The sequence below is a fragment of the Butyrivibrio sp. XPD2002 genome (genome assembly GCF_000423945.1).
GTDB lineage: Bacteria > Bacillota > Clostridia > Lachnospirales > Lachnospiraceae > Butyrivibrio.
In genome coordinates, this window is sequence record NZ_AUIY01000011.1 from 130,036 (window position 1) to 150,552 (window position 20,517).

Here is a 20,517-nt window from a genome sequence, read left to right on the forward strand (position 1 = left end):
CAATTCCCTTTATAGCCTGCGCACTGTAGCTCTCACAGCCCATCCCACAAAGTAAAAAAGACTGGCAGCTACTGATAATCCGGCTATTTTTCTGTACAATCCCCAAATTCTTCGGATTGCCGAAAACTTATTTGATGAAAGCGATTTCGTAGGTCTCCTGTATATTGCAAGGACTTCATCAAGTCCGTATGCAATGGTGCCCCCTTTAAGTATTTTCCACCAGGTGGCAGTATCCTCACTCTCGATCTTCGGCATGTAAATATCATCTTTTGGAAGCTTTTCCATATCTATCATGACGGTTGTTGTAAAAATAATCGTCCTGGAAAGCGCCTCCTTAAATGAGAATTTTTCCGGCACATGAACTATGCGTCCCGTAGGATTCGCATTTTCATCCCCGAATTCATATGCGGTAAAAACAAATGCAGCATTCTTTTCTTTAAGAAAAGCAAGCTCCTTTTCGAGCTTGTCTTCCTTCCATATATCATCAGCATCCAAAAAAGCCAGATACCTTCCGGTTGCTGCGCTTATTCCTGTATTTCTTGCAGAAGCCGCTCCTTTGTTTACGGCAGTCCTGATGAGCTTGATTCTGTCATCACCCTCGTTCTTTACACCTTCTATGATCTCGGTGCTCTTGTCCGATGAGGCATCGTCCACAAGAATAAGCTCGAAGTTCTCATAGGTCTGACGCTGAACCATTTTTATGGTCTCACGAATGTAATCCTGCGCGTTATACACGGGAACCACGATACTGATGCGATTTCCTAGGCTTCTGTCACTTTTCATCAGATCTCTTCCTTAACGATATAAATCGGTCTGTGCTTAACCTCAAGGTAAGTCTTGCTGAGGTACTGTCCCACAATACCAAGACAGAACAACTGAACACCACTTACCAGTGAAATGATGCAGACCAGTGACGGCCATCCGCTTGTAGGATCACCGAAGGCAGCTTTTCTGATAATAGTCACAATAATAAGTATCAGCGCAAGGAAGCAGAATATCACACCCAGGAAGGATGAAAATGCAAGTGGCACTGTAGAAAATGCCATAATTCCATCAAGGGCATATAAGAACAGCTTCCAGAAGGACCATTTGGTCTCTCCCTTTTTACGCTCAATATTTTCAAACTCAAGCCACTTTGTTGAGAATCCAACCCATCCGAATATTCCCTTGGAGAAACGGTTGTACTCCTCCATGGAAAGGATCGCATCCACAAACTGTCTTGTCATAAGTCTGTAATCTCTTGCTCCATCAACAATCTCTGTCTTGGACATCTTGTTGATGAGGCTGTAGAATCTGCGAGCAAAGAAGGATCTGATCGGCGGCTCGCCCTTTCGTGTAACTCGTCTTGTAGCTACGGAATCATAACCCTCATTCACGATGTATCCGTACATCTCAGGAAGCATTGCCGGCGGATCCTGAAGGTCACAGTCAAGCATTACTGCGTAGTCACCCTTAGCCTTCTGAAGGCCTGCATAAATAGCAGATTCCTTACCGAAGTTTCTTGAAAAATTAATGAGGTGAACCCTTTCGTCCTGCTCATGAAGCTTCTTAACCTCACGGACAGTACCATCCTTGGAACCATCATTTACATATATTATTTCCATGTCGACATCATGCTCCTTAAAGAAGCTCTCAGTCTTCATGAGTTCATCGTAAAAATCTCTTATGTTCTCCTCTTCGTTATAGCAGGGAACAATTATGCTAATAAGCTGCATTTCCTTTATCTCTCCGCTCTCATAGGGTTATTCAAAAAGTCATCATAAGCAAGCCTGATGCCATCTTCAAGCTCAGTCTTGTAGGTCCAGCCAAGTCCTGCTGCCTTTGAGACATCAAGGAGCTTTCTGGGTGTTCCGTTGGGCTTGGTTGCATCCCATTCGATCTCGCCTTCATAGCCAACAACCTTAGCGATTGTCTCTGCCAGCTCCTTAATAGTAAGTTCTTTACCTGTTCCGGCATTTACTGTCTCGTCTCCACTGTAATTGTTCATAAGGAATACGCACAGGTCTGCAAGATCATCAACATATAAAAACTCACGAAGCGGTGAACCATCACCCCAGCATGTTACCTTTTTAAGTCCTGCTTCCTTAGCTTCATGGAATCTTCTGAGCATAGCAGGAAGTACATGTGAATGTGTAGGATGATAGTTATCATTAGGTCCGTAAAGGTTTGTAGGCATTACGGAAATATAATCTGTACCATACTGCTTATTAAGATATTCGCAGTACTTAAGTCCTGAAATCTTAGCCAGAGCATAGGCTTCGTTGGTCTTCTCAAGCTCACTTGTAAGAAGGCAGCTCTCCTTCATAGGCTGAGGTGCCATTCTGGGATAAATGCATGAAGATCCAAGAAACTCCAGCTTCTTACAGCCATTTTTCCAGGCAGAGTGAATAACATTCATCTCGAGTATCATATTTTCATACATGAAATCAGCCAGTGCGCTCTGGTTAGCCTCAATTCCGCCAACCTTAGCTGCAGCAAGGAATACATACTCCGGCTTTTCCTTTTCGAAAAACTCCTCAACAGCATCCTGTCTTGTGAGATCAAGCTCTTTATGTGTACGGGTAATAATATTTGTATAACCCTGTTTTTCAAGTGCTCTTACAATTGCTGAGCCCACCATTCCGCGGTGACCTGCAACATAAATCTTTGCATTTTTCTCCATAACATATATCTCCAATCAAACTACAATACTTTATTTTACTCTATTTTGCCTGTTTTTTTCAACTTACCTGCCAGCGGGCAAAAAACCATCCAGTATACTTTCATCTGCCATGGTGAATCCATCGGGATTAGGAGTTGACGGAAACTTGTCATAACCGGTTCTGTCGCCCTCTGTAGGATAGTAAAATATCTCTCCGTTTATCTCCTTTTCCTCAAGCTCATAACTGTTATAGGGCTGCTGAGAAATAAGGTTTGCACCGCTGAATCTTGGAACATCATCCTTTATCAGCATTCCGAATTTAAATATCATAAAAGCAGCAAATGCCACTATCACTATCTTGTAAATATATCCCTTTATATCCTGTCCTATGCGGTTGTCAAAAAGAATGACAAATCTTCCGATAAGAATTACCGCTGGAAGCCAAAGGTATATGCATCCATATCGCACAAGGGGCGAAGTGAACAGGAAATAAAAAAGTGCAATATAAGCTATTCCTTCAATAAAGATAAAATCCGAAAGTGAAACGGTTCTTCTGTGGCTCAGATGGAATATCTTTGTTATCCCCTCCTTTTCCATAGCTGTCCCCTTGTTCTTTCCGGAAAAAGCACTCACAAGGAAATAGAGAACACAGCCAAGATACACCGGCAGGCATATCGCATCCAACATCAGCATCCCTTTATTTACAAGTGTAAGTCCGGTAAGCCATGTAGGAAACCACTCCGTAAAGGGAGCAGCTATCATTGAAACATCCGTAAAGCCTCTGCCGTATACCGTTATCTCATTTGCATCACTGAGAGCTGTCTCATACGGTATTTTCCATGCAAAATTAAATAGATCAATTCCGGTAAAGGGATATACAAGCCACCCTGTCTGAATCACGTTTCTCACAAAGTACGGAATCGCGATCACAAAGCAAAGCAATACGCAAAGGGCTATAGAGATAATTCCCTTTTTACCGTTTTTCTTTACAATGTAGACTATCGGATAAATCGCAAGAAGTACCAGTGGTGCTGCCGATAGCTTTATTGTTGTTATATACACAGCACATATACTCAAAAGTGCATATGGTAAAAACGCCCTCTCATGTGCCGCATAAAGATCAAGCCAATGGATAACTATATAGAGTACCATTGTGGCCATGAAGTAATCCGATGCCGGTGAAACCATTTCATCAAAAATGGTAAATAAGTAATATATAGCTACAACTCTGACAAAATCAGATAAAATGATGTGCTGTCTTCTCGCAATGCTCTTAATATCTGCACTTTGCCATGCCAAAAGGAGCGCGAAATATCCTGCCATCGCATGCATGGGCTTTCCTAAAAAAGCTCCACTGTAAAGAGCAGAAAGCGCAAAGGATGCGCTGTTATACCCAAGTCTTAGATGAAGATTGCCAAGACCCTTTACAACACCGAATTCCTCAATCCATCTGATAGCCTGCGCGTGATACAGATCCGTATCATAGTGCATCAGTCCATGTGAGGTTCCGTATGCCATCAGAAGAAAAATCGCCAGATACAGCCAGAAGCTACCGGTGCTGACAATCCTTCCCATTCCGACGATAAGCCTCTCATTCATCCCCTCTCTGTACTGATAGTACAAAAGGAAGCAGGCAAGCAACAGAATCAGATTGGCTGCCAGAGATACCCTTGTAATAAGGCTGAACAATTCAGCATATACATTGACCACCAGAATTCCTGCAACAAGTATGCTCTCGGTATACTTATATGTATAAGGGGTTTTCTTTTGTCCCTTGGCGGATTGCATACAGCCGATTGAAGAAATACCTTCAAGTGTGGCATACCCGATAATGTATGTAGTTATGATCACATAAATCCAATTAGCAATTACAGCCAGCATTTTTAGGTACTATCCTTTATCCAACAAGCTCCTTAAGATATCTCTCAATTGCATCATGCCAGTCAGCAAACATGAAATCAGATGTCAGCTTGAGCATGTAATTCTCAAGGATTGAATACGCAGGTCTGGGAGCAGCCTGCGGATTCTTTGCAGAGTACTCTGCACTTGTCACATGATTGACCTTTGTATTTTTACCTGCAAGTCTGAAAATCTCTTCGGTAAAATCTGCCCAGTTTGTATCGCCTTCACAGGTACCGTGGAAAAGTCCATAGTTCTCTGTTTCAAGAAGGAAGTGGATTGCTCTTGCAAGCTCGTAGGTACTTGTAGGTGTTCCAAGCTGATCGCATACAACACTTACTTCATCGTACTTTTCAGAAAGACCGAGCATTGTCTTTACGAAGTTCTTGCCATCACCATAGAGCCAGGCTGTTCTTATAGTGAAATAGTTCTTTGCAAACTTCTCAACAAACTGCTCACCTGCAAGCTTGGTAATTCCATATTTACTTACGGGACCTGTCTTATCGAATTCGGTATAGGGCTTGTTGCCATCACCTGCAAAAACATAGTCGGTTGAAATATGAACCAGCTTAGCATCTGTGTCAGTAGCTGCTATAGAAAGGTTTCTCGGTCCAATGGCGTTTATCTTGTAAGCCAGATCCACATCGCTCTCCTGAGCATCAACTGCTGTGTAAGCTGCGCAGTTGATGATTGCGTAGGGCTTAACCTCTCTGGCAAGAGCTACAACTGAATCAACATTTGTAATATCGAGAGGAGTAATTCCTTCGCCCTCAAAGACATCTGTATTAACCAGCTCATACTCGCCTGTCTTACCAAGCTCAAGATTTACTGCTCTTCCAAGCTGTCCGTTACATCCTGTTACAATGATTTTTTTCATAAAAATTCACCTCTTTGATTCATTTCTCATATAACGCGCATACGGACGACAAAATTGCCGTCCGTTTTGTTATCAGTATATTATTCACCAAGGCCATTCTCTATAGCTTCAACAAGGGCTTTCATTGCCTCTGCTTCATCCGGCCCCTCACATTTAAATTCAAGTTCATCTCCACATTTGATGCATGCACCAAGAACACTGAGAACGCTCTTGGCATTTGCTGAATTATCACCATACATAAATGTGATATGCGATTTATAATTCATCGCGACTTTACATAAATTCCCTGCAGGACGCAAGTGAAGCCCTGTCGGGTTTTTAATAACCACTTTCTGTGTAATCATAAATGTTAACCTCTATTTAAAAGCTGTACGTATTACAGCATTACATCCTGTATCAACTCTGCAAGTTTCTTAGCTTCTTCCTCTATAACCTTCTGGTTTTTGCCCTCTATCATTACACGAACAAGAGGCTCTGTTCCTGAAGGTCTGATAAGTACTCTTCCGTCTCCGGCAAATTTCTTCTCGAGCTCCTCGATTGCACTGGCAATCTCAGGATACTCCATGTAATGATCCTTCTTATGTGTAGGTACGGTAGCATTGCAAAGAGCCTGGGGCATAACCTCCATAACCTTTGAAAGCTCAGAAAGCTTTTTACCTGTATCCTTCATAACCTTAAGAAGATGAAGTGCTGATAAAAGTCCATCTCCTGTTGTGTTATCGTCAAGGAAGATAATATGTCCTGACTGCTCTCCGCCGAGATTAGCGCCGATCTCCTTCATGCGCTCAAGAACATATCTGTCTCCGACCTTAGTCTTCTCAATCTTGATTCCTTCACGCTCTCCCATTTTGAAGAAGCCAAGGTTACTCATAACTGTAGCGACAATTGTATCGCCCTTAAGATCTCCTCTGTCCTTCATATGCTTGCCGATGATGGCCATAATCTCATCACCGTCAACAAACTTACCATTCTCGTCAACTGCAAGGAATCTGTCAGCATCTCCGTCAAAAGCAAGACCTATGTCAGCCTTCTCGGTAACAACGCGTCCCATGAGCTCCTCCATATGTGTGGAGCCACAGTTAGCATTGATGTTTGTTCCATCAGGATTGGTGTGGATTGCAATAACCTGCGCACCTGTCTGTCTGATAGTCTCAACTGATGTGTAAGAGCTTGCACCCTCAGCACAGTCCATAACAATCTTGAAACCATCAAGTCTTACATCAACACATGTCAGATTGTGGTTGATATACTCCTCGCGGGCATCTGTGCGGCTCTTGATCTTACCAACACCTGCGCCTGTAGGCATCTTAATACCCTCAAGATTATGCTTAATGAGATCCTCGATCTCGTCTTCCATAGCATCGGGAAGCTTAAATCCGTTGCCATCAAAGAACTTGATTCCATTGAATTCCATCGGATTATGTGAAGCAGAAATAACTACTCCTGCATCAACGCGATATTTTCTGGTAAGGTATGCAACAGCAGGTGTAGGAAGCACTCCTACGTTTACTACATTTGCTCCAACTGAGCAGGCACCAGCCATGAGTGCAGACGCAAGCATATCACCTGAAAGTCTTGTATCGCATCCTACCATGATTGTAGGCTTATGCTTATTTTCCTTAGAAAGCACGTATGCTCCGGCCTGACCGAGCTGCATTGCAAGAAGTGGTGTAAGTTCATCATTAGCCACGCCTCTTACTCCATCTGTTCCAAATAATCTAGACATTTTATCCTCCAAATATCATTCAATCTTCGTTAATCTCACAACAGCATTAACCATGTCACATGTTGTAACGCCTCCGGGAAGCAGTAACGAAACATTTATATTGTACTCACCTGAGATATCCTCTGCTCCGCTCTCTACCTGTGAAAGATCGGCAACACCTGACACATCCTCAGGTTCAATTTTGTTAACCTTATCGGAAAGTCCGCTGATCAAAAGATCAAAGTTCTTTCCCTCATCAACAAGCTCAGCTTCATAGCCTTCGGGAATATTGGTTATCTCGATCTGACTATAGGGTACGCTGACTGTCTTATCGCTCTTCTTGTCAATATGAGCCACGACTGTTGCGATTCCATTGAAATCTGCATCGCCAAAGCTTACATTGCCAGGCAGATATCCGGACAAATCGATGGTAGTTGTAAGATCACCGGTATATCCTGTGATATCAAGAGCTGCATCTGATACAAAAATTGAATCTATCTTGTTAAGTACTGACATTCTGCCAGCAAGCAGAACATCCTCCGGACTGAATTCAACCTCACCTGTTGCTACATATCCCTCAGCAGGAATACCTGATATCTGATAAGTGATAGGTACTCTCTTTGTAGCAAGAATAGTAACTGACACGCCAACTGAGGAACTGCTGAGCTTTAAGTTGTCCTTCGGAACTTCATTACCTTCATCATCATAGAGATGAATCTCTGCATTGGTTCCGATGTTTGTCGTGTAGCCTGTAACCTCTACATTTACCTGAGCATCCTTCACGCTGTCAACAACAGATTCGGCTCCTGTAATTCTGATCTGGTTCTGATCAGTCACAACATCACCTATTATATACCCATCAGTCAAGGTACCTGTCGTTGTAGCAGAAATCGCCAGTGTCTTTGAGGCTCTGTTCTCTATGCTCAGCTCCACAGAATCAATACTTCCGCTAATGCTCTGTATCTGATTACTGTACTTATTGGTTGAAAGCTGAATGGCAACATAATATGTACCATCAATATTTGTTGTATTTTCGAGATCTGCAATAGCAACGATATTCTCCTTGTTAAGAGAATCAACGATGGATCTCGGAGCATAAACGGACACGGTCGATATCACATCGCTGTCCTCAAGCACCTGATATACCTGGTTGTTATCCGTTATGCTGTTTGCATTTCTAAGGGTGACCGGAACATTACTGAATCTAACTGAATCCACCGGGTCACTGATGTTTGTAACAAGGAACCAAAGAATTGCTGCGAATAAAAGTGAAGCAATCTTCAGCCCCAGATTGGCAGTCAAATTGAGCTTCTTCATTTTGCAATCCCTTTCCCTATTATGCTTATCTTGTTCTTCTTATTCTTCTTTTTATCCTTTTTATCTTCAGTGGACTTGTTCTGGATCTGGCGAAGCCTCTCTCTCAAGCGCTCACTATCCACTGCTCTCTCAAGCTCGCCCATGTAAGCGACGCTTATTTTTCCTGTCTCCTCGGAAACTATTATCGTAAGGGAATCTGTAACCTCGGATACACCGACACCTGCACGATGTCTTGTTCCAAGCTCCTTACCAAGCTCCATATTGTCTGAAAGAGGGAGATAGCAGGTCGCAGAAGTGATCCTGTCTCCTCTTACTATAACCGCACCATCATGAAGAGGTGTATTGTGCTCAAAGATATTGATAAGAAGCTGGCTTGTAATAATTCCGTCTATATCAATACCCGTTCTCTCATACTCGCTAAGAGATGAAAGCTGCTCTATTACAATGAGCGCACCGGTTCTGACCTTGGCCATCTCAACGCAGGCTCTCACTATCTCGTTAATAGTCTTGTCAGAAAATCTGCCCTCCTCTGTTGCCTCTGTGAAGTTAAACAAACCGTGCAAAAAGTTTCTTCGGCCGATACCTTCAAGTGCCTTCCTGAGCTCCGGCTGCAAAATTACAACCATCGCGGTTACTGCGATACCAAATACATTCTGAACGATCCACAAAATGGTGGACATGTTGAATGCAGCAGCAATAACTATAAAGACAACAATAACTACGACCCCTTTTAACAGGGACCATAGTCTTGTAGTTTTGGCCCAAACCAAAATATGATAGATCAGGAATGCAATTATCAGCATCTCGACGACATCGAGAGCCCTGACCGAAGGCATATGCAGGTTTGTCAGATTGTTTTCAAGAAAAAATCCGATGTGTTGCATCTAAAATTACTCGCCTCTATCCTTGCCTCTGTAGTCTCTACCGGCGTTTGATCCGCTGATTTTCTTAACCTTAGGAGCAGGTGTAGAAACTGTAACCTTCGGAACCGCCTTGACGTAGTAGTAATACTCATCATCCTCAAACTGCACCTTCTCAATTCTCGAATAATCGAGATTGAACGCAAAGAACTGAAGAATCAGGAGTAGTAAAATTGAAATAACAGTCTGTACTATTACTGCTATAAATGAAAGCTCTGTAGAATAAATCATGTCACCAACAAGCAGACAAACAATATCTGCAAGAGCTCCGGCTACTATAGCGATAGTCCAGGCATGATCAATTGACATTCTTCTAATGAAATAAACTATAGCCAGTGTTATGGCAAACGCACCGATAAATACCCACATGCGCTTATTATTCAAAAGCTCGGAAATAACTGTCTGGAACTGGGTAGCAGTCTCCTCGATCTGACCACCTGTAAGAGTTGTGGCACTTCCTGAAATATAATTCACAAGAAAAGCAACCACGATTCCACATGACATTGAAATGATTGATGTGGGTGTTCCCATAAGTCCCAAAGCAATGGGCATCACATAAGGAATGCTGAAATAGAAACACATAGGTGTCAGCATTACCGCGATAGTATCCTTCGGTGAAAATCTGAAATAAAGCAGAAACATCAAAAGAAAGATGATCAGTGCTATAGCTGCACAAAAGATTGAAAGCTTGTAAAGATGTGCAAGAATAAATCCGGCAGAGATGAGCACCATAAAGTTCTGCGGCATAATTGAACACAAAAGTGATGCCATAAGCAGTATGGGCAGCTTTGTCAGATTAGTCTGATATCCAATCTTGTTACTGATCATCGTAAGTGCGATTAATGAAAGTAAAAACTTCCACACGTATGTGATGTACAGTTCGTATTTAACATAAAAATTCTTAATATATTCTCGTATTTCTAGTAAAGATGTCATTTCCCCTATTCCTTTTCATACATTCTTCCCAGCTTTTTAAGGCAGGAATAATATGCCCTCATATTCTTACGCATTCTTCCGTATCGTATAGAATAAATGATGTATGAAATCACTGAGTACACGACTACAAGCGCAACATAATAAACCAGATATTTTCTGGCCGTTGCTGCAATATCCGTGTTGTATATATCCTGAAGTACATCAGAAAAATGATACATCACATAGGCAGCGACCAGTATCAGATAAACCACTGTGGCACTGATGATAGACTTCAGCACCTGGAATCCGACATAGTCGCTGCGAAAGTACGAATTTATAGCGTTATTCTTTTTCCCCTCATGCTGCTCAAAGGCAGCCATCCTGGTCATCAGGATAACTCTCTCCTCGTTTAACATAATATCCTCAGGTTTTAAGAAATTTCATTCCGGAGGTTGCATCCGACTTCTGAGCCTGCTTCTTAGCTATTTCGGCTGCAAGAGCCTGCTGACGCTCCTTAACAGTATTATTCAACGCGTTTGTAACAGTTGCCTTACACTTTGCACATAATCTGCCTGTTGAAATACGAGCACCACAATTCTCACAAGTAATCTGGATAGGTGATCCTTCAGTGAAAACAAGTCTCTCCTCCAAAATCCACTTCTTGAGCTGCTTAGTTGAAACTTCGCATTCTTCGGCTATCTGCTTGATTCCGCTTCCAGGGTTCTCTTCGATATATTTCTTAACCTGCTGGAATTTTTCCTCAATCTCCTTCTTGCAATTCTCGCAGATAACATCACCTACGATATAATTGAACATCTTACCACATCTTGAACAATTACGAATATTACTCATGATATCCTCCTATTTTGCAGTGGTTATTTTCACACCACCTGGCCTATTGCAAGCGTTACAAAGAATATCCTATTCACTCCATGTCTTCGAAATCCCCTGGCTAGCTCATCAATAGTACTGCCGGTCGTGTAAATGTCATCAACAAGGATAATACACTTAAATTCTACATCATTTTCACTTATATTGAAAGCCTTTTTCAAATTTGAACGCCTTTGTGATGCGTCCAAAAGCTTCATTGGAACTGTATCTCTGACTCTGATAACCATGTCATTTATGACAGGTATGTCAAATTGTTTGCCAAGAGCTCTTGCGAATTCCTCCGCCTGATTGTACCCGCGCTTACGCTGCTTTTTCCTGTACATCGGTACCGGAATTATGGCATCTGCATGCATGCTCCTAATGGCTTCTCCCAGATAATTGGCTGCTGCCTCGGCATAAAAATCCGCATATTCTCTTCTTCCCGAATACTTGAATCTGTAGACCGAACCCGAAATGGATCTGTATCTGAAAATACCAAAGCCTCTGTCAAAATAGTGCTTTGTCTTTTCACAGTCGGGACAATACTCCTTATCCGGATCCCCCAGGGGCTTTCCACATTTCATACAGATTATTCTCCCGGCAGGCTTTATTATCTTCCTGCATTCTGGATGTATCAGCCCTTTACCCTGACCTACTATTTCATCACAGACAGGACATCTTCGAGGATACAGAATAGATATGACCCCCTCCTTTATATCCTCAATCTGCACTCATAGCCTCCAGTATTCTCGTCTTTAATCCCGTATATCGTTTGAGCTGCTCCTCATTTTCGATCATAGTGTCCACAGTTTCCTTATTACCAAGGATAACAACGCATTTCTGTGCTCTTGTTACCGCTGTATAGAGGAGATTCCTGTTTAGAAGCATCCTAGGCCCTCCAAGTAGCGGCAATATAACCGCGGGATACTCTGATCCCTGGGACTTATGTATTGTAATGGCATAGGCGTGCTCAAGGTCATCAAGCTCTGAAAAAGGATAGGTTACCTGTCTTCCTTCATCAAACTCAACCACCAGCTCCTTCATAACCGTATTTATCTCTTTTACAACTCCCATATCGCCGTTGAATATACCAAGACCCTTTTCAACCGTAATTCCGAATTTCCCCAGTATCTCCCACTCGGCCTGGTAGTTGTTATGGATCTGCATGACCCTGTCCCCGACTCTTATTACTCTCTCTCCGTGAACATATTCCTTTTTATGTTCATCCGCAGGATTTAAGTATCTCTGCAGCACCGCGTTCAGTGTCTGGGCACCTAGAGGACCTCTTTTCATTGGTGTAAGCACCTGTATGTCGCTGCTTGTGGCTTCAACATAGCCCGGAAGCTTATCCCTTATCAGTTCGATCATATGCTTGTAGATGACATCCGCATTATCTCTTTTCAGAAAAAAGAAATCCTTGCTCTTGTTATCCATCTTGATCTGGCTGCCATCCTTGATTTTATGGGCATTCATGACAATATCACTCTGCTTTGCCTGCCTGAAAATCTTCTGAAGAGTAATAGTAGTAAACTGTCCGCTCTCTATAAGGTCATGAAGCACCTGTCCCGGACCAACGCTCGGAAGCTGTGAGCTGTCTCCCACAAGGATCAGGTGAGTTCCGGGAAGAACCGCTTTAAGCAGAGCTGAAAAAAGATGCATATCAACCATGGACATCTCATCGATTATGATCGCGTCTGCTTCCAGAGGATTATCCGCATTCTTGTCAAAATGGATCCTGGCTCTGTCAGCGTTATCTTCAGAGAGACCTGCCCCGCCTACTCCAAGAAGCCTGTGTATCGTATAGGCTTCATAACCGGTTGCCTCCTTCATACGCTTGGCAGCTCTTCCCGTAGGCGCAGCAAGAAGAATCTCCATCTGCTCCTCGGCATAATATTCAATTATGGTATTTATGGTCGTGGTTTTTCCCGTTCCAGGTCCACCGGTGATTATTACAACACCGTTCTTTGCGCTTGCCGCAGCTGCTTTTCTCTGAAGATCATCAAGCTCTATGTCTCGCCTTTTCTCGATACTCTTTATTCTCTCAAGCAGTGCTGCATCAGAGGTGCCTGACACCTGAAGATTAAGCTCCTTTAGCATGACCGCTATAGCCTGCTCCTCATAGAAAAAAGAAGAAGCATACACCTCATCCTCTCCTCGGTAGATGAGCTTCCTTTCAACCATCAGGTTGTCCATCTGAAGAGTTACGTTATCCTTTTGTACCCCAAGGAGCTGCACGCATTTTGTTAGCAACTCTTCTCTTGGCAAAAAGCTGTGGCCATCAGCTGATGCTTCCAATAGCACATACAGTATACCGCTTCTTATTCTGTAATCTGAATCAACGCTTATTCCTACTCTGGATGCTATTTCATCAGCCGTTTTAAAGCCTATTCCTTCGATATCATCCGCCAGCTTGTATGGATTCTCTTTTAGTATCCTATAGACCTGGGCTCCGTATTTCTCATATATTCTGACTGACATATTGCCTGTAATTCCATAGCCGGACATAAAAACGAAGGCATCCCGCATTTCTCTTTTTTCTGTAAGCTGAATAGCAATATCCCTAGCCTTCTTCTCACTTATGCCCTTAATCTCTGCCAGTCTTTCAGGTTCATCTTCAATTATCCTGAAGGTATCTTTTCCAAACTTCTTTACAATTCTTCGGGCCATTGTCTCGCCAATTCCTTTGATGGCGCCTGACCCAAGATATCTCTCCATGGATTCCGTATCATCTGGAGCAGCTATTTTATAGCTGCTGACCTTGATCTGTTCTCCATAGACAGGATGCTCTGTCATTTCTCCTTCGATCTCAAGAGTATCCCCTTCATCCACGTCCACGAAGCTTCCGACGCAGGTAATCTCCTCGCCGTCAGAGACAAAAACCATTACCCCATAGGTTTTGTCCGGACTTCTGTATATAAAATGATCTATATATCCCTTTACTTCCATCTTCCTCCCTGAATTGACCAAAAGTATTCCTGATTCAAAAATAGACAAAGAGCCGCAAGCGACTCTTTGCAAAGAACAAATTATCTATTCACTTGATCATGTTTTAAATGTTATAGTTTCTCTTCATGTTCTCATAAAGCATCTGCGCAAGTCCTACGCTCTGGGTATCTGCTCCTGTAGATGCTATGTCCTGAATGGTGAGATCCTTGAAATAGTCAACCATTTTGCCCATGGATCCCGACTCATCCTTACTGAATACCTTGGTGGTATTCTCATAGCCCTTATAGATCTGCTCCATAAAGTACGCCTCGAACTGCTTGCAGGCATCCATAAGTTCCTTATCAACCTCAGCCTTATCCTCATCTGTCTGGATTCTTCTCACCTTGGATGCTGCTGAATTGATCTTATCGGAAGCAGCCTGACTGCTGGCATATTGCGAAATCCCTGTTAAGTTATTTATAGAATTCATATCAATTGCCATATCTTACACCCTTAATTATCTCTTAAGTCCGTTTGCAGTCTGCATCATTTCATCAGTAGTAGTAATAGCTGTTGAGTTCATCTCGTAAGCTCTCTGAGCAACGATCAGGTTAACCATCTCTGTTGCTACATTAACATTTGAACCCTCCAGGTATCCCTGAACTACTGTACTTCTTCTAATACCCTGAGTGGTAGCTTCGGGAAGTGCATTACCGCTGGCCATAGTAGCCATGAAGCTTGTATCTCCAACTCTCTCCAGGCCTTCAGCATTTCTGAACTGGAAAAGAGCTATTGTTCCGATATCCTGCCTTTCCTGGTTAGCATTGAGATAATAAAGATTACCCTCTGCATCACAGGTTATGTCTGTTGCCTTAACTGTCTGATCGGTAACTACCAGCGGATTACCATCTACTCCGATTACAGGATTACCTTCGGAGGTTGTGAGCTCCAGAGTGTTTGCCTCTGTAAGTGCCCATACGAAGTTACCATTTCTTGTATATCTGATATTGTTCTGATTTAAATCCTGAGCATCTGTTGAATATGCAAAGAATCCATCACCCTGAATAGCAAATGCAGAGCTTGAATCATTGTCCTGCAGATTGCCCTGTGAAAAGAACTGATTTATTGATGAAACTCTTACACCGAGTCCTACATCCGAATTAACAGGTGATCCTGTTGTCTGCACCGTCTTGGTTTTCAGCTCCTGATACAGAAGTGATTTGAACTTTGCACTCTGTGCCTTGTAACCTGCGGAGTTAACATTTGCAAGGTTATTTGCGATGGTGTCTACATTTGTCTGCTGAGCATTCATTCCTGATGCTGCTGTCCATAAGCTTCTTACCATAAAAATACCTCCTGGCTAAAAAACCATACTCTGCCATTAATTATTTCGGCTACTTAGTCCGATTTATTAAGACCTGCGTGGTTTTTTACTGTACCTTTCCGAGCTGATTAACCGCTATATCCAGTGTATCCTCTTCTGCCTGCATCACCTTGGAATTAGTCTCGTAATTCCTCTGAATCGAAATGATATTAACCATTTCATCCACAACGCTGACATTTGAAGCTTCCAAATATCCCTGATTAACGGTTGCATTTGCTTCAGCAGCAGTAGTAGATACCACCTGTGCACCTCCATCACCAATGATGAAAGCGTTATCCTGATATCTCTGTAAAAACTGAGGAGAATCAAATCTCGCAACCTGTATCGTCGATACAACATTTTGATTTTGAACAATTCTGCCGTCCTGCAAAATTGTGGAATCCGAATTAGGATCAAGCTGAATGGGATTATTGTTGACATCCAGGACATTATTACCCTCGCTGGTGACTAAGTAGCCATCCTGCGTAAGGGTAAAATTACCGTCTCTGGTATATTTGATAAGCTGCCCTCCGCCATCAGGATCATCTGAAGCGAATGAGGTAGCAAAAAATGCATTACCGCCGGCGCCCATATTATCATTAACCATTTGGTCGTCGACATCAGGAAGTCCGTTGTTAAGAGCAACGTCATAGGTCTGGCCTGTCTGTCTGAGGCCTCCCTGTTCGAAGTTAGTATATGATCCCGCAAGCTTTACGCCGGGATTCATAAGGCCCAGCCTTCTGGCAGTCCAGGGCGCATCAGAATAGTCCTTGATCTTCAATCCGAGAAGATCACGAAAAGACTGACTAACCGAGCGTTCCTCCTTGAAACCGGTAGAATTCACATTGGCGAGATTATTAGTCTCGATATCCATGCGCTTCTGTTCGTTTACCATGCCTGTGTACGCTGTGTAAAGACCTTTTACCATATACTATCCCCTATTAATTTTTTTGAACATCACGAAATTAAATTTCTTTATATCCGGCAAGGAACTCAACGTAACGTCCTGTTCCGATAGCAACCGCTGTCATGGGATCCTCCGCAGTAACAGTATTGATACCTGTCTTGGATGCGATAAGATCATCCAGTCCACGAAGAAGGCTACCGCCACCGGTAAGAACAATTCCTCTGTCTGCTATATCTGCAGCAAGTTCCGGAGGAGTTCTCTCAAGTACGCCGTGGATAGCTTCTACGATCTGAGCTGTTGTCTCACGTAAAGCTTCCTCTGTTTCCTCTGAAGATACCTTAACAGTCTTGGGAAGACCTGTTACAAGGTTACGTCCTCTAACATCCATATAATCAGCTTCAGCTCTGGGATATGCTGCACCAATCTTGATCTTGATATCCTCAGCAGTTCTCTCACCGATAAGGAGATTGTGCTTTTTACGCATATATCTGACTATAGCTTCATCAAAATCATCACCCGCGATCTTAACTGATGTGCTGACAACTGTTCCTCCAAGAGAGATAACAGCGATATCAGATGTACCACCACCTATATCAACAATCATATTACCGCAGGGCTTGGTAATATCTATTCCTGCACCGATAGCAGCTGCAATAGGCTCCTCGATGATACGGACATCTCTTGCGCCCGCCATAAGGGTAGCATCCTCAACTGCCTTACGCTCAACCTCTGTAACTCCACTGGGTACGCAAACAGCGATAAGTGGTTTACGGAAGGTTCTGTGTCCAATAGCCTTGGTGATGAAATACTTCATCATCTGCTCAGTAACTTTATAATCTGAAATAACACCCTGTCTAAGAGGTCTGACTGCAACAATGTTGCCGGGTGTACGTCCAAGCATAAGTCTGGCATCTTCGCCAATAGCCTTGATCTTCTCTGTGTCCCTGTCATACGCAACAACTGAGGGCTCTTTTAAAACGACACCCTTACCACGGATGTAAACAAGGATACTTGCTGTTCCTAAATCAATACCTATGTCTGTATACTGCATGAAATCTATTACCCCTTTCTGGAAATAAGGCTCAGAGCGCATAGTCGCTCACATTAACTATTAAAAGATATAATTCATTAAGCATTATAAACCAATGGGGCGATATTTTAAACACAAAATAACATTTTTTTCATATGCCACATTCATGTCAGTAGTTATATCGGCAGTACTTTATAAAAACTTTATACTTTTTTGCAAAAAATTTTTATTTTTTCTCCAGCATTTTTTTGATGTAGGCTCCGGTATAAGATTCCTTACATTTCGCAACCTGCTCGGGTGTTCCCTGGCTGACAACCGTTCCGCCTCCGGATCCGCCCTCAGGTCCCATATCGATGATATAGTCACCTGTTTTTATCACGTCCAGATTATGCTCGATAACAACTACTGTGTTACCTGCATCCACAAGATCATGAAGTATCTTTACAAGCTTTTGCACATCAGCAAAATGAAGTCCCGTAGTAGGCTCATCAAGAATGTATATGGTCTTACCTGTACTTGCTCTTGATAACTCCGTGGCAAGCTTTATTCTCTGAGCTTCACCACCTGAGAGCTCTGTTGAAGGCTGGCCGAGCTTAACATAACCAAGTCCTACATCATAGAGAGTCTTGATCTTTCTCTTTATGGTCTTGATATTTTCAAAGAAAGGAAGCGCCTCTTCTACTGTCATATTGAGCACATCATAAATATTCTTGCCCTTATAATGTACCTCCAGAGTCTCTCTGTTATATCTCTTACCACCGCAGACCTCACAGGGAACATATACATCAGGAAGGAAATGCATCTCTATCTTGATGATTCCGTCTCCGCCGCAGGCTTCACATCTTCCGCCCTTAACGTTAAATGAAAATCTTCCCTTTTTATAACCTCTGGTCTTGGCATCAGGAGTACCTGCAAAAAGATCTCTTATCATATCAAACACGCCAGTATAGGTTGCAGGGTTTGATCTGGGAGTTCTTCCGATGGGTGACTGGTCTATTGCTATGACTTTGTCAAGCTGCTCTATTCCTTCAATTCCTTTATGCTTTCCAGGAATACAACGGGCGCGGTTTAAGTCTCTCTCAAGGTGCTTATAGAGAATCTCATTTACAAGTGAGCTCTTTCCTGAGCCTGACACACCTGTAACAATAGTAAGCACTCCCAGAGGAAACTTAACATCAATATTCTTAAGGTTATTTTCCTCTGCTCCTTTTACCTTTAGCCATCCGGTAGGCTTTCTTCTATGCTCGGGAACCTCTATCTTAAGCTTTCCTGAAAGATACTGACCGGTAATGGATTCCGGAACCTTCATTATCTCTTCCGCTGTTCCTGCAGCAACAATCTCACCTCCGTGAGCGCCTGCACCGGGGCCGACATCAACGATATAATCCGCAGCTCTCATGGTGTCCTCATCATGCTCAACCACGATAAGTGTATTACCAAGATCCCTCAGATTTTTCAGAGTATTAAGAAGCTTGTCGTTATCCCTCTGGTGCAGTCCGATACTGGGCTCATCCAGTATGTAGCATACTCCGCAAAGGCCTGACCCTATCTGAGTCGCAAGCCTTATTCGCTGAGCTTCACCGCCGGACAGAGTTCCTGTTGCTCTGGAAAGAGACAGATAATCAAGACCCACGTCGATAAGGAAGCCTACTCTGGCTCTTATCTCCTTTAGAACCTGCGCACCGATGAGCTCCTGCTGCTTTGTGAGCTTTAAGCCTTCAAGATATTCATGAAGATCACCTATAGACATAGATGTTATCTCAAAAATATTCTTGTCATCTATAGTAACTGCTAGAGAATCTGCCTTAAGTCTCTGACCCTTACATGCAGGGCAGGGCGTAATTCTCATATACTGCTCATACTCAGCCTTCTGGTTCTCAGAAAAGGTCTCTCTGTATCTCTGCTCAACATTTTTGATAAGGCCATCAAAGGTAATGGGATATCTTCCCTCACCTCGCTGACCCGAGTATGCAACAGTAACCTCTCTGTCTGCTCCATGCACCAGCATATCTCTCACCTTTGCAGAAAGCTTTTCAAAGGGCGTATCAAGACTGAACTTATATTCCTTGGCGAGGGCTCTAAGGATCGCGTTACTAAAGCTTCCCTCCTTGTTTGAGGACTGCCATCCCATAACCTGGAAGCATCCTTCATTAATAGAAAGAGACTTATCCGGGATCATCAGATCCTCGTCGAATTCCATCTTATATCCAAGACCCGTACACTCAGGACATGCGCCAAAAGGATTGTTAAAGGAAAAGCTTCTGGGCTCTATCTCTGAGATACTGATTCCACAGTCAGGACAAGCAAAGCTCTGACTGAAATTCATTGGCTTTCCGTCAATTACATCAACCGTCAGAAGGCCTTCTGCAAGATTAAGAGCACTCTCAATTGAATCAGTAAGGCGTCCCCTTAGCTCCTCTGTGTCCTCCCTGATCACAAGTCTGTCCACGATTATCTCAATATTATGCTTGATATTTTTATCGAGCTTAATCTCCTCTGAGAGATCATACTGGCTGTCATCAATTCTCACACGAACAAAGCCGGCTCTCTTAGCTCTGTCCAGAACCTTGGCGTGTTCACCCTTTCTTCCTCTTACAACAGGTGCAAGAATCTGAAATCTTGTGGATACAGGAAGTGCCAGAATCTGGTCTGCCATCTCATCAACGCTCTGCCTTCTGATCTCCCTTCCGCAATTAGGACAGTGCGGAACGCCTATGCGGGCATAGAGCAGTCTGAAGTGATCATATATCTCCGTAACAGTTCCCACCGTTGATCTGGGATTTCTGTTTGTAGATTTCTGATCTATTGAAATTGTAGGAGACAGTCCCTCTATTTTCTCAACATCAGGCTTATCCATCTGCCCCAGGAACATTCTTGCATAAGAAGACAGTGATTCCATGTATCTTCTCTGTCCCTCCGCAAAGATGGTATCAAATGCCAGTGATGACTTTCCCGAACCGGAAAGACCTGTGAAAACAGTGAGCGTATCCCTTGGTATATTAACCTTAATATGCTTGAGGTTATGTTCATTCGCACCGCGAACACGAATATAGTCGTGAATATCGTCAGATAAAATTCTCTTAGCTGTAGTATTCTTTTTAGTCATATGTGTATTATCCGCCATTTTTTCTCCTTCGCCCTTACAAAG

General features: G+C 43.0%; 19 protein-coding genes. All 19 read right to left on the reverse strand.

Annotation, left to right across the window (positions count from 1 at the left end; genetic code table 11):
* Positions 1-9: 9 nt before the first annotated feature.
* Entirely contained in the window at positions 10-783 is a 774-nt protein-coding gene (locus G587_RS0106785; RefSeq protein WP_026491619.1) for a glycosyltransferase family 2 protein, read from the reverse strand.
* Positions 783-1,715 (reverse strand): glycosyltransferase family 2 protein, encoded by a 933-nt coding sequence (locus G587_RS0106790; RefSeq protein ID WP_026491620.1) that lies wholly within the window; start codon positions 1,713-1,715, stop codon positions 783-785. Before G587_RS0106790 ends, G587_RS0106785 begins: the two co-directional genes overlap by 1 nt.
* A gap of 5 nt (positions 1,716-1,720) precedes the next feature.
* Entirely contained in the window at positions 1,721-2,662 is a 942-nt protein-coding gene (locus G587_RS0106795) for a GDP-L-fucose synthase family protein (protein ID WP_026491621.1), read from the reverse strand.
* Positions 2,663-2,725: 63 nt separating this feature from the next.
* A complete protein-coding gene (locus G587_RS0106800; RefSeq protein ID WP_026491622.1) occupies positions 2,726-4,522 on the reverse strand; it encodes an LIC_10190 family membrane protein in 1,797 nt (598 codons plus the stop codon).
* 16 nt (positions 4,523-4,538) lie between these two features.
* Positions 4,539-5,417: a dTDP-4-dehydrorhamnose reductase gene (gene rfbD, locus G587_RS0106805; protein WP_026491623.1), complete on the reverse strand. Its 879-nt coding sequence runs from the start codon at positions 5,415-5,417 to the stop codon at positions 4,539-4,541.
* A gap of 80 nt (positions 5,418-5,497) precedes the next feature.
* Positions 5,498-5,761, reverse strand: a complete 264-nt coding sequence (locus G587_RS0106810; protein ID WP_026491624.1) for an HPr family phosphocarrier protein — start codon at positions 5,759-5,761, stop codon at positions 5,498-5,500.
* Positions 5,762-5,793: 32 nt separating this feature from the next.
* Positions 5,794-7,143 (reverse strand): phosphoglucosamine mutase, encoded by a 1,350-nt coding sequence (glmM, locus tag G587_RS0106815; protein WP_026491625.1) that lies wholly within the window; start codon positions 7,141-7,143, stop codon positions 5,794-5,796.
* Positions 7,144-7,158: 15 nt separating this feature from the next.
* Positions 7,159-8,439: a CdaR family protein gene (locus G587_RS0106820; RefSeq protein ID WP_026491626.1), complete on the reverse strand. Its 1,281-nt coding sequence runs from the start codon at positions 8,437-8,439 to the stop codon at positions 7,159-7,161.
* Positions 8,436-9,323, reverse strand: coding sequence for a diadenylate cyclase CdaA (gene cdaA / locus G587_RS0106825; RefSeq protein ID WP_026664231.1), 888 nt, complete (start codon positions 9,321-9,323; stop codon positions 8,436-8,438). The genes G587_RS0106820 and cdaA overlap by 4 nt, the downstream gene beginning before the upstream one ends.
* 6 nt (positions 9,324-9,329) lie before the next feature.
* Positions 9,330-10,295 carry a hypothetical protein gene (locus tag G587_RS21710; protein ID WP_051200843.1) on the reverse strand — a complete coding sequence of 322 codons (966 nt, stop codon included), beginning with the start codon at positions 10,293-10,295 and terminating at the stop codon, positions 9,330-9,332.
* Positions 10,296-10,300: 5 nt separating this feature from the next.
* Entirely contained in the window at positions 10,301-10,690 is a 390-nt protein-coding gene (locus G587_RS0106835) for a hypothetical protein (protein WP_026491628.1), read from the reverse strand.
* 7 nt (positions 10,691-10,697) lie between these two features.
* Positions 10,698-11,126 carry a flagellar protein gene (locus G587_RS0106840; RefSeq protein WP_026491629.1) on the reverse strand — a complete coding sequence of 143 codons (429 nt, stop codon included), beginning with the start codon at positions 11,124-11,126 and terminating at the stop codon, positions 10,698-10,700.
* 29 nt (positions 11,127-11,155) lie between these two features.
* On the reverse strand, positions 11,156-11,875 hold the full coding sequence (locus G587_RS0106845; RefSeq protein ID WP_051200845.1) for a ComF family protein: 720 nt from the start codon (positions 11,873-11,875) through the stop codon (positions 11,156-11,158).
* Positions 11,865-14,090 (reverse strand): SF1B family DNA helicase RecD2, encoded by a 2,226-nt coding sequence (gene recD2, locus G587_RS0106850; RefSeq protein ID WP_026491631.1) that lies wholly within the window; start codon positions 14,088-14,090, stop codon positions 11,865-11,867. Before recD2 ends, G587_RS0106845 begins: the two co-directional genes overlap by 11 nt.
* 103 nt (positions 14,091-14,193) lie before the next feature.
* On the reverse strand, positions 14,194-14,571 hold the full coding sequence (locus G587_RS0106855; RefSeq protein WP_026491632.1) for a rod-binding protein: 378 nt from the start codon (positions 14,569-14,571) through the stop codon (positions 14,194-14,196).
* 15 nt (positions 14,572-14,586) lie between these two features.
* Positions 14,587-15,414, reverse strand: a complete 828-nt coding sequence (locus tag G587_RS0106860) for a flagellar hook-basal body protein (RefSeq protein ID WP_026491633.1) — start codon at positions 15,412-15,414, stop codon at positions 14,587-14,589.
* Between the two features lie 85 nt (positions 15,415-15,499).
* Positions 15,500-16,360, reverse strand: a complete 861-nt coding sequence (locus G587_RS0106865; protein WP_026491634.1) for a flagellar hook-basal body protein — start codon at positions 16,358-16,360, stop codon at positions 15,500-15,502.
* A gap of 37 nt (positions 16,361-16,397) precedes the next feature.
* The gene (locus G587_RS0106870; protein WP_026491635.1) at positions 16,398-17,390 is read right to left on the reverse strand and encodes a rod shape-determining protein; all 993 of its coding nucleotides are present in this window, start codon (positions 17,388-17,390) and stop codon (positions 16,398-16,400) included.
* A 205-nt stretch (positions 17,391-17,595) separates the two neighbouring features.
* Complete coding sequence (uvrA, locus tag G587_RS0106875) at positions 17,596-20,475, reverse strand: excinuclease ABC subunit UvrA (RefSeq protein ID WP_051200858.1); 2,880 nt, start codon at positions 20,473-20,475, stop codon at positions 17,596-17,598.
* Positions 20,476-20,517: the final 42 nt, after the last annotated feature.